Here is a 10,976-nt window from a genome sequence, read left to right as displayed (position 1 = left end):
ATAACGAAAAGTTAAAGCGTGAACAACGCAATAACAATGCAACTGCAAACACCTTAATCACTAAAATCAACGCACTGTGAAAATGCCACGCGTTGTGAGTCGCATTTAAACGTCTTGTTATATATGTGACCAAAGCCCATGGATATCCTTGGACTCCTCATTCACACGCACTGAATCATCGTAAACAGACAAAAATCGATGCAGAGGTGAAGGGAAATGCCTTACCTTAAAGCTCCGTTTGTTCTGTCTTTAATCGCCAGCGTATTAAGCAGACAAACTTAGCTTTAAGGGTAGCATGAGGATTGCCTGCACTCAGCCTAATTTGTTCTATTAAACAACGACTTCGCTGCTAATTAAGCTTTGAGACACACAGCTTACACCCTACATTGCTACTTCCGTCACTATATAACAGTTATTAGACAGAAAAATTCTGTATTTAAATCCAATTTTATTCTATCTAATATCTTAATGGAGTTAACCCTACCTCGTTTTCATGACAATTAACAGTAACTTACGTGCTACCACCTTCAGTATGCACCCCAAAATGCAGATTTTTTCTATATAGCATGAATCAATGTGCCAAACTGAAAGTTATGTATGTATAACCAGTTGATTTTTTTAGGGTATGTGTCCTTGCGGGAGCAAAAAAACAGATACGATAAACCAAAAAGGTAATGAGTTAGACCGTCGCTTGCTCGATGCAAGCAAGTGCGTCGCTAACCATTAATTTATAATTCATCGTACCAAAAACCCTTCCATCAATTTTAAACACTGGGACTTTAAAAGGAGCCATAGATTCTTTGGCAAATTCATATTGATGATGAACCTGAGGCGCAACATAAACCACTTTAATCATGTTTGAATATAAACTGAGAAAATCAGTATCGCCCAATGACTCGATCCCTGAGAACATAACGTAATACGGTAGCTTCTGCTCATCAATGTGTTTCTGCATCCGTTGCGCCAACATGCTTGACGTCATACCTCCAGAACAAACTATAGAAATAATTTTCCTACCATTTATGTTATTAAGTAAATTGTTATCAAAAAAAATGCTCATACATAAGAACTCTTGAATCATAGAAATGGGCAGCCAACGCAACAAGTTGACTATGATATTTGCCTTTAAGGTACCGATTCTTTGTATGATTATGATGTCGTGAGTTAAATTGTTGGAGATACCTCAAGCAATAATTACTGTTGTTGTTCACTAGGGTCAAATAATACAGGTCAGGTTCTGGCAAATTAAACATCGTAAGATGCGACGTGATGCAAAACACGCAACTATTCCATTCATAGTGAAAGACTCATTCTCGCAACCAAGGCAAAAATAGATCCACTACCCCGTATTGCCTGCTTAAAGCATCCTTAGTAAAAAAGCGATGGTGAATTCCTTTTGCTGGCTTATCTCTTCTCTTTAAAATTGGAACGATATCGAAGTCAAACCGTTCATTACTTATGGCAAACTTAATCTCGCCTTTCTCTCGAGGGAATTAGAACTAACTCACACAAAAAAAAATGGTAAACTAACCGCATAATTTTAAGCTGGGTAAGCGGCGTCTAATTCGTCAACACCTAAGCTCAAACCAATTTAAAAGCACAGTGCACATTTCTGGTACCCCATTTGGTACCCTATTGAAAAAATTCACGCACTTTGAATAATAAAAAGGCTACATTTCAAATGGTTAACAATTCGATCCAATGGTATCCGGGGCACATGCATAAAGCGCAGAAGGAAATTGCTGAAGCGATTCCTCAAATTGACGTGATTATTGAAGTGCTCGATGCTCGGATTCCGTTCAGCAGTGAAAACCCGATGATTTCTGAACTGCGTGGTGAAAAGCCCGTAGTAAAAGTGCTCAACAAGCGAGATCTTGCTGATCCGAAGATGACTCAACTATGGATTGAACACCTTGAGAAAGAGAGTCACGTAAAGGCAATCGCCATCACGACATCTCAGCCACAAGAAGTGCAACAAATTCTAGAACTGTGCAGAAAAATCGCCCCACACCGTGAAGAGATCGGTAAAAACATTCGCACCATGATCATGGGTATTCCGAATGTGGGTAAATCGACTATTATCAATTCACTCGCCGGTCGCACTATTGCAATAACGGGTAACCAACCTGCTGTTACACGTCGCCAGCAGCGTATCAACTTACAAAATGGCATTGTACTTTCTGACACACCGGGAATATTGTGGCCTAAGGTTGAAAACCCTCACAGTGGTTTCCGACTTGCAGCAACAGGTGCAGTTAAAGATACCGCGATGGAATACGATGAAGTGGCTTTCTACACGGTAGAATACTTAGCACAAGCTTACCCTGAGCGCCTAAAAGAGCGCTACCAAATCGAAGATTTGCCAGAGACTGATATCGATATCATGGAAGAGATTGGGCGTCGCCGCGGAGCTCTGCGCTCTGGTGGACGTGTTGACCTACATAAAGTTTCTGAAATCCTCTTGCATGAGCTTCGTGGAGGCACACTAGGTCAGATCACGCTTGAGCGCCCAGAGATGATCACAGAAGAACTTGTTCAAGTCGAAATTGAAGCCACTCGACGTGCAGAAGAAAAAGCGAAACGCAAAGAAGAACGACGCAAGCGTTACTTAAAGAACAAACGCTAGTTAATACTTCAGTATTTGTAATAAAGGGGACATAGCGTCCCCTTTATTAATTTTCACCAGCCAACTCAACCAGCACTTGTTCAAGTTGATCCCAAGGCAACGGCTGAGAATCAATCACTTCAATTCTCGATTCAAACCCTGTTAAGCCCATTTGATTTACTGACACAATCCCACCAGCTACATTGAATGCATAACAACCTTGGTCCGTGTTGATCACAGCTTTGACTCGCTCAGCGGTGAGCGCTGACAGCATTGAAAACAGCGCATCAAAATCAAATTCATACTCAGCCCCAAATAGCCAACCACAGCTAAAATAGCCCTGACCTTTGTTTTCCCGTCTTATAAATGGTTGACCTGGTGGCAACTCAAATTGTGGCTCTAAACTCGCGTGTTGGTGATGGTGATGTTCGATATGGCTTGAAGCACTGCCCTGCACTCGTTCAATGTCGAGTATCTCCAACGGCAAATCACCGTTTGTTACTAACTGAGTAAATATTTTTGCTGGCTTCTGCACAGCGACCCAACGCTCGAAGGCATCAACGTCAGACGAATGACAAAGATCCACTTTGTTACCAATCACCACATCGGCGCTATCAAGCTGATCGTTAAAATTTTGATTAGATGTATACTTTTGAATGGATAGGTTACGAGGATCCACCAGCGCGATGGTTGCTTTTAGCTCAACGTATTTCTCATACTGCTCAGAGGTTAGCGTCGCGACAACTTGTTTAGGATGCCCCAACCCCGTCGGTTCGATGATCAAGCGATCTGGCTTTTGACGAAGCAATGCGTTAATACCTACCGACATAGGTACGTCTGCCGTACAGCACATGCACCCGCCGGGTACTTCTTTAATTAAAGCCCCTTGATCAGTCATTAACGCGCCATCAATACCAATTTCCCCAAACTCATTCACCAGCACAGCCCAGTTTTCATTCTCAGGTTTATTCTTGAGCAAATTTAAAATAGTGGTGGTTTTACCTACACCTAAAAAGCCAGTGATGATGCTGGTTGGTACTTTTGATGTCATTGTTATTCTCCAAACTTATTATGTTGGGAGTATATCGCCAAATGAGAGAGCGAGCAGCATGGATTTACAATTGAATAAACGACAAAAAGGCGCACTGATAAAGTGCGCCTTTTCCCCTCGTTACTCAATCGTGAGTTTGCGAATCAGAATGTCTATTGATGCATTCCGATAAAAAACGAGGCTTTAGAAATGACTTTGTTGAATCCATCCAAATTGTAGGTAAGGCCTGCATTCCTCCATCCGAGTTATCTCAAATTGCCTTACGTTTTAAATATGGCTCATTACAGTGAAAGCGCAAGTTTTTTTAAATAATATCCAGTTATTTATTCTCACGAATACGCAACTATTCACATTTATGCCTGACTCATAAAAATGCCAATAATGGAATTCAACATTTCATTCTTGGCGCTATAGTTATACCTATAGTAGCGTATAATTGTGACTCCTTTCACAAACACTGGCTAAACAGCCGCATCCGCAGAGGTGATGACCCAAATGACCAATAGAGAGAAAATTAAGCAATCTTTGCTCGCTAAAATGCCTAAAGATGCTATCAATCAGTTTCTCTCTAAGGATAAGACTCCACTCTCAGTTCTTTTTATGTCGTTACTTGTCGGCATTCTCGCGGGCTATGTCGGTACCTATTTCGAACACGCCGTTGAGTTCGTTTCTGAGACTCGTACTGAGTGGTTAAAATCAGAGATTGGTAGTTCAGTTCCACTATGGCTAGCGGCGTTTGTTATTAGTGCAGGTCTTGCGTTCATTGGTTATTACTTGGTTCATCGCTTTGCCCCCGAAGCCGCTGGTTCCGGCATCCCTGAAATTGAAGGCGCGATGGATGGTATTCGTCCTGTACGTTGGTGGCGAGTGTTACCTGTTAAGTTCTTCGGCGGCATGGGTGCCCTAGGTTCAGGCATGGTGCTTGGACGTGAAGGTCCGACGGTACAAATGGGTGGTGCGATTGGTCGCATGGTTACGGATATTTTCCGCGTAAAAGATAATGACGCAAGACATTCATTGCTTGCCTCTGGCGCGGCTGGCGGTCTTGCGGCTGCATTCAATGCCCCGCTGGCGGGCATCATGTTTGTCGTTGAAGAGATGCGGCCACAATTTAGATATTCACTGATTTCGATTAAAGCAGTAATCATCTCCGCTGTTTCCGCCAATATTGTATTTCGCTATATCAATGGTCAAGACGCCGTTATTACCATGCCGCAATATCAGCCGCCGGAGCTGTCAGCCTTATGGCTATTTTTGGTTTTGGGGGCACTGTTTGGCATTTTCGGCGTGGTGTTTAACCGCCTTGTCACGCTCGCTCAAGATCTGTTTACCCGCTTACATAGAAACGACCGCAAACGCTATTTGTTTATTGGCTCTATGATTGGTGGCTGCTTTGGCTTAATGTTGCTCTATATCCCTGAGCTAACTGGTGGTGGCATTTGGTTGATCCCTAACATTACCAATGGTGACTATGGCGCGGCGTTCTTATTACTGCTTTTCGTTGGTAGAATATTTACCACTTTGCTCTGTTTTGCTTCAGGGGCACCAGGTGGCATTTTTGCGCCAATGCTGGCGTTAGGCACCTTATTTGGTTACGCCTTTGGTCTCATTGCTCAGCAGTTATTCCCAGAACTACCCATCACGCCGGGTATGTTTGCTATCGCCGGAATGGGCGCACTATTTGCGGGTACAGTACGCGCACCTATCACTGGTATTTTGTTGGTGATCGAAATGACCAACAATTATTACCTGATCCTACCATTGATCATCACCAGTTTAGGTGCCGTTATTTTTGCCCAGTTACTGGGAGGACAGCCGATTTACAGCCAGCTTCTGCGTCGCACCATTAAGAATGAAAAATTAAGGCAAGAAGACCTGCCACGCGATACTAATTGATAATTGCCACAACCGAATGTAGCTTGATATCATTCGCGCGACTTCTCGGAGCTTACGGATAAGCTTTGTATTTAATGGATTTAATTATTAGGAGTTCGGCTTGGGCTTAAGAAGGCTGACACAATTTCAGGGCGTACCACCATCGCAAGCCGCGCTAGCACTTGGCATCATTGGTCTTGGTCACGCATGGGCGCTATATGTACCTGACGTAGGCGAGTTGATCCGCCCCTATTTAGCTGGACTGGGGGCATTATTACTCGCCCCTGTGCTGATAAAATACCTACTTAATCCTAATATTTTCATCGCCGACTTACGCCATCCATTAAGCGGTAGCTTGCTGGCACCAATGAGCATGGCGTTGTTGATTCTGTGTGACTATTTGGCAGTGATCTCCCCCATGATTGCCTACCCTATTTGGTTTGTCGCTGTCTGGCTGCACATCACTATGATGGTGCTGTTTTTTACTTTTCAGCTGTCCAATTTTAAAATATCGAATATTGTTCCCAGTTGGTTTTTATATCCGGTGGGATTGATCAGCAGCTCACTCGCTGGCACGCAATTCGGGCACACTTTGTTCTCAGAAACCTTAGTTAACATCTGCATTACGATTTATTTCTTTATGCTACCTCTGGTTCTGTACCGTTTAGTTTTTGAAGGCATGCTACCAAGACGTGCGCGCCCGACTTTGGCAATTATGGCGGCGCCGATTAACCTGACGCTGGCTACGTATTTAGTCAATTTTAAACAGCCCGATCCAATCTTAACTGGAGCGTTAGCTGGTATTGCCATCACCATGACTTTGATGATTTATCTATGTTACTTCCGCTTAATGCGTTCGAAATTTCAGCCTTCCATCGCCGCTGTCACCTTCCCTTCGGTGATCAGTGCGATAGCTATGCATCGCCTAACCGACTTTTTTGAGCAATATCACCCTCATTGGCACTGGCTACATAACTTTGGCTTTTTTGAACTGTCTGTCGCAACTATTCTGGTGCTTTGGGTCTCGTTCGGCTATACAAAAATGTATTGGCCAAACGGTATTTTCAACCCAGCTAATAAGTACTAAAGCGTCTTTCTGCAATTCATGGTTACTTTGCGATCGAATAGTTCGCATTGGCAGTGTGGCTAATATCACTATTGCGCTTGCCACACTAACCAAACTATATCGCTAATCCTTGTAAACAAATTTGGCTGCCTGAGCGGTCTGCCTGAACATCAATTCTCAATGGCATCTGCTCTTTCAATTCGCTGACATGTGAAATCAAACCAATCGTTCTTCCCCCTTGCTGGAGGTCGACTAAGGTTTGAATCGCAAGATCGAGAGATTCAGGGTCCAAACTACCGAAGCCTTCATCAATAAACAGTGTATCTAGTCGAATCCCACCGCTGTATGATTGAACCACGTCAGATAGACCTAAGGCTAGGGATAAGGCTGCCATAAATGACTCACCACCGGATAATGTCGCTACATCGCGCAACTTTCCTGAATAGCTATCCTCTACCATCAAATCTAACCCTGAACCAGCGTGACCTTTGGCTCGTTCTTCCTTACGGCGCAGTTCATAACGTCCTTTACTCATCACACGCAATCGCTGCGATGCTTGAATCAATACATCATCTAGCAGCACACCAAGGACGAATCGATGCAAACTCACTTTCGCGCCAGTTCTACCATTCGCGATATCACTCAAGGTTCCAATCACTTGGTATTCTGCTTCTAACGCTTGGTTTTGCTGATGCAACTGCGTCAGAATGGCAGCAACTTTATGCAGATTATCTAGCTGAGACTGTAACTTACTACATATATCTAAACGTGTTTGATGTTCAACTTTCGCCGCTTCCAATCGTTCAACAAGCGTTGCCAGATTTGGCAGCTCTAACCCCGCGAGATCTTGCTCTAAGGTGTCTATAGCGCCATTAAGTGTTGATGTTTGTTGGGAGAACTGTGCTAATTGTTGCTCAATTTGTTCAACCTTAACTGGCTCAATTCGTGCATCCAAATAGGCTTTCTCATCATCAAACTGGCTGGTTTTCAGCGCTTGAAGCCACTCATTCTGATTCAACTCCAGCGCAGCTAACGCCTCTTTAAGCTGCTTGTCGTTCTCTTGCTGCTGCGTTTGAATCGTCACATACTGCGTATGTGTATTTTCCAAATTGCGTTTGGCTGTTTGCTCTGCTTGCTGCAATTGCTTTATCTGGCGATCCAAGTTGGCTATAGACGCACTCACGTGAGCACTATCTTGTTCTTCAACCGAGAGATTTTGCAATAAACTGCCAAGGGTGCCGCTGACTTTTGCCACCAACTGCTTAGCTTCAATTAGCTGGCTGTTGAGCCGATCACTCTGCTGTTTTATGTGCAGCAAGCTTTGTTCGGTAAGTTGCAATTGCTGCTCTTGTTGTTTTACGGCATTTGGATTGATCTGAGCGATTTCTCGCTCCAATTGGTTAGCTTGAGACTGCACTAGGTGCTCAGGCTCAGAATTGTCCCCCAATTGGGCTTGCCAACCTTTCACCGCTTGCTCTACTTTAGCAACGTCCGTATAAGCAGCTTGCATCGCTTGATTGGTGGTCTCTTGAGCGGTTAAACAACGCTGCTGGTGAACGCGTGCCTCATCCACTTGCGCTTTGGTGATCTCCTGTTGGCTAAAACCTGCAGGCTGTGGGTGTTCTTTGCTACCACATACAGGGCAAGGCTCACCGAGTTGTAATGTCTTCGCGAGTTGTGCTGCTTGCGAGCTGTGCCAGTAATACTCTTGCTGATCCGCAAATTGTTTCGCCTGCTCGTAGGCTGATTTGGCTTGTTCAAACGCAACCAATTTGGTTTGGTAAATAGCGCGAAATTGCTCTGCTGCAAGCAAGGTTTTCGATAATTCTTGATAGTGGCTTATCTGGCTTTGATACTGCTTAAGTTGCGCTTGCTTAGCCGGTAGCGCTGCTTGATTATCTCGCGCTTGTTGCAGTAACAACTGCTGAGACTTGTAGCCCTCTTCCAGCAACAACTGCTGCTTCGACGATTCAATTTGCGCTTGCTCTAATTGCGTTTGTGATTGCTGTGCGCGCTGTAAATTAGCCTGTTCTTGGTCACGCTGCAGTAGGCGTTTCGCTACTTCATGTAACCCATACAATTTTTGCGTCAATTGAGGGGCAGCTTGTGCCTCTGTGTTGGCTTTATCATTTTCAAGCTGTGCTTTTGAAAAACGAGCACTAATAGAAGCAAGTTGCTGCGTAATTTGGCTCGCGCCATCAGTCAGCTGATTATGCTTCTGCTGAGATTGAATCCATTGATTGTGAGGCAGACGAATCGAATCGGCTAGTTGCGCTCGTTTCCGTGTTGCGCTCAACTCATCCATTTGCGCTTGTTTAGTGAGATGCTCATTACGCTGAGCCACCAATTGATCTCGTTTTAAAAACTTGGATTGTAGATCACCCGCCGCTTTGTGCTGAGCTTGCGCATTGTCTAAAACTTGACGAGCCTCGCCAAGGTTATTATTACCCGCAATAAGTTCTGGTTGAACCTGTTCAATTTGGCTGTGCAATTCTTCTTCGCTAGCGACACCTGCAACATCCAAAGCGCCTTTAATCTGATTGTCGAACTCATCTTTTGCACGGCGAATATGAGCGGCCTTTTCAAACAACGCTCTTTCTATCGCCACATAAACGTGCGTTTGGAAGAGCTGGCCAAAAATCTGCTCTCGCTCTTTAGAATTGGCAATCAACAACTCACGGAATTTGCCTTGCGGCAATACCATCACTTGGCGAAATTGCTTCACATCCAAACCAATCAATTCACTCATTGCCTTGCCTACTGGCATAGGTTTGTTTGCCAGCAACTGTTCATCATCACCTTCGATTTGAAACAGTACCGCTGTATGATCTTTTTTGGTTAGACCATCACCACGTTTTTTCGGTAGCATCTGATTCGGTGAACGTTCAACGCGGTATTTCTTTGCACCTAGGCTAAACTCAAAAATCACTTCTGTCGGCAAATCCGCGCCAGCATGATCGCAGCGCATCTGTTCGCCTGTTCGTTCACTACCCGTAGTTTCACCATAAAGCGCGAAACAGACGGCATCGAGTATCGAGCTTTTACCCGATCCAGTGGGTCCATTGATGAGAAACAGTGGCGCTTGACCAAGTAATGTAAAGTCGATGATTTGTTGGCTAGCAAACGGGCCGAAAGCTTGAATGGTGAGTTTTAATGGCGTCATCGATCAAGCCTCCTGCTGACGAGTTAACTTGGTGATGATCTCACTCACCGCGAGTTCTTGTTTCGAATTAAGCGGCTCATGTTTTGCTTCAAGGAAAAAGTCTCTAAACATATCTAACTCACCACGCGCCAAACGCGCCTTGCCCATTTGTTGATCTACACCCATAAGCATTCCTGGCTTTTCTAAATGCAGCACATTTGGGTAGACTTTACGCAGCTTTTCCATTGGGTCGAGAATGGCGTGTTTATCCATCAACCTTGCGAGAATGTAATCGTGATTATTTGGATCGGTTGCACCTTGCTCAAGCAAGGTTGCCAGTTCGCCTTCAATAATGCGCATTTGGTGGGGAGCGGTTAACGGAATATGCGTTGCCGATTTGAAACCCGCTTCATCCAACTCAACCAATGTCATACCTTTGGCTTGGTGTTGCTCTGAAAAGCTGTATTTCATTAGTGAGCCAGAATAGCGGATATATTCTTCACCTTTTCTTTGAGGTTGATGTAGGTGGCCTAACGCAACATAGTCAAACTCAACGAAATGCTCATGGCTTACGCGATCAGATCCACCAATGGATAGCGGGCGCTCTGAATCTGATTCAATTGCACCATCCACAAAGCAATGGCTAAGGAGTACTGTTTTTTGTTGTGGCTTGAACTGAGCAGCTATTTTTTCAACTAGTAATTGATGCGCCTGGTCGTGATCCTTTACGGGCTGTTTGGTGTAATGACGCACCAATTCAGGGTCATTGTAAGGCATGCCATAGAAGGCAACCTCACCAATATCACTGTCGATCACGACGGGCAGTAGCATGTCGTCAAAATTGGCAATGATGTGCAAACCAGAAGATTTCATTTGGCTAGCGGCAAAGCCGAGGCGCTGCGCTCCATCATGATTTCCGGGAATGATGATCACTGGTATCGACAGCTCGCCACAGACTTTCTCAACAAAATGGTTCATCAGCTCAATCGCCGCTGTTGGGGGCACGCTGCGATCGTAAACGTCACCGGCAATAACCAGTGCGTCAACAGGGTTACTTTCTAAGTAAGAAATAAGTTGCTCAAGTACCGCCTGCTGATCATCCAGCAGTGATACATTATGAAATTGTCGGCCTAAGTGCCAATCGGAGGTATGGAGGAACTTCATTTGCGCCCTAGCGTTGCTGACTGAATTATTGTCTTCTAAGGCGCAATATTAACACTCTAGTGAAAGAGTAACT

Annotated in this window: 7 protein-coding genes; 3 read left to right on the top strand and 4 right to left on the bottom strand. The window is 44.5% G+C overall.

Annotated elements, in window-relative coordinates; all coding sequences use genetic code 11:
* Positions 1 to 679: 679 nt before the first annotated feature.
* The gene (locus L4C38_RS15625; RefSeq protein ID WP_428798484.1) at positions 680 to 1,060 is read right to left on the bottom strand and encodes a PTS sugar transporter subunit IIB; all 381 of its coding nucleotides are present in this window, start codon (positions 1,058 to 1,060) and stop codon (positions 680 to 682) included.
* A gap of 621 nt (positions 1,061 to 1,681) precedes the next feature.
* Between L4C38_RS15625 and ylqF the strand changes: the two genes are divergently transcribed.
* Complete coding sequence (gene ylqF / locus L4C38_RS15620) at positions 1,682 to 2,626, top strand: ribosome biogenesis GTPase YlqF (protein ID WP_428798483.1); 945 nt, start codon at positions 1,682 to 1,684, stop codon at positions 2,624 to 2,626.
* Positions 2,627 to 2,672: 46 nt separating this feature from the next.
* Here ylqF and L4C38_RS15615 read toward each other — a convergent pair whose 3' ends face one another.
* The gene (locus tag L4C38_RS15615; protein ID WP_428798482.1) at positions 2,673 to 3,656 is read right to left on the bottom strand and encodes a CobW family GTP-binding protein; all 984 of its coding nucleotides are present in this window, start codon (positions 3,654 to 3,656) and stop codon (positions 2,673 to 2,675) included.
* 495 nt (positions 3,657 to 4,151) lie between these two features.
* Between L4C38_RS15615 and clcA the strand changes: the two genes are divergently transcribed.
* Both clcA and L4C38_RS15605 read left to right on the top strand, forming a co-directional pair.
* The gene (clcA, locus tag L4C38_RS15610) at positions 4,152 to 5,552 is read left to right on the top strand and encodes a H(+)/Cl(-) exchange transporter ClcA (RefSeq protein WP_428798481.1); all 1,401 of its coding nucleotides are present in this window, start codon (positions 4,152 to 4,154) and stop codon (positions 5,550 to 5,552) included.
* Between the two features lie 100 nt (positions 5,553 to 5,652).
* Entirely contained in the window at positions 5,653 to 6,618 is a 966-nt protein-coding gene (locus tag L4C38_RS15605; RefSeq protein WP_428798480.1) for a TDT family transporter, read from the top strand.
* Positions 6,619 to 6,712: 94 nt separating this feature from the next.
* On the opposite strand, the gene L4C38_RS15600 is transcribed toward L4C38_RS15605, so the two are convergent.
* Both L4C38_RS15600 and L4C38_RS15595 read right to left on the bottom strand, forming a co-directional pair.
* On the bottom strand, positions 6,713 to 9,760 hold the full coding sequence (locus L4C38_RS15600) for an AAA family ATPase (RefSeq protein ID WP_428798479.1): 3,048 nt from the start codon (positions 9,758 to 9,760) through the stop codon (positions 6,713 to 6,715).
* Between the two features lie 3 nt (positions 9,761 to 9,763).
* Positions 9,764 to 10,903, bottom strand: coding sequence for an exonuclease SbcCD subunit D (locus L4C38_RS15595; RefSeq protein ID WP_428798478.1), 1,140 nt, complete (start codon positions 10,901 to 10,903; stop codon positions 9,764 to 9,766).
* Positions 10,904 to 10,976 lie beyond the last annotated feature (73 nt).

This window comes from Vibrio kasasachensis (genome assembly GCF_050337565.1).
Classification (GTDB): Bacteria; Pseudomonadota; Gammaproteobacteria; order Enterobacterales; family Vibrionaceae; genus Vibrio; species Vibrio kasasachensis.
Note: the sequence above shows the minus strand (reverse complement) of the source record. Positions and strands in the feature narration are given on the sequence as shown.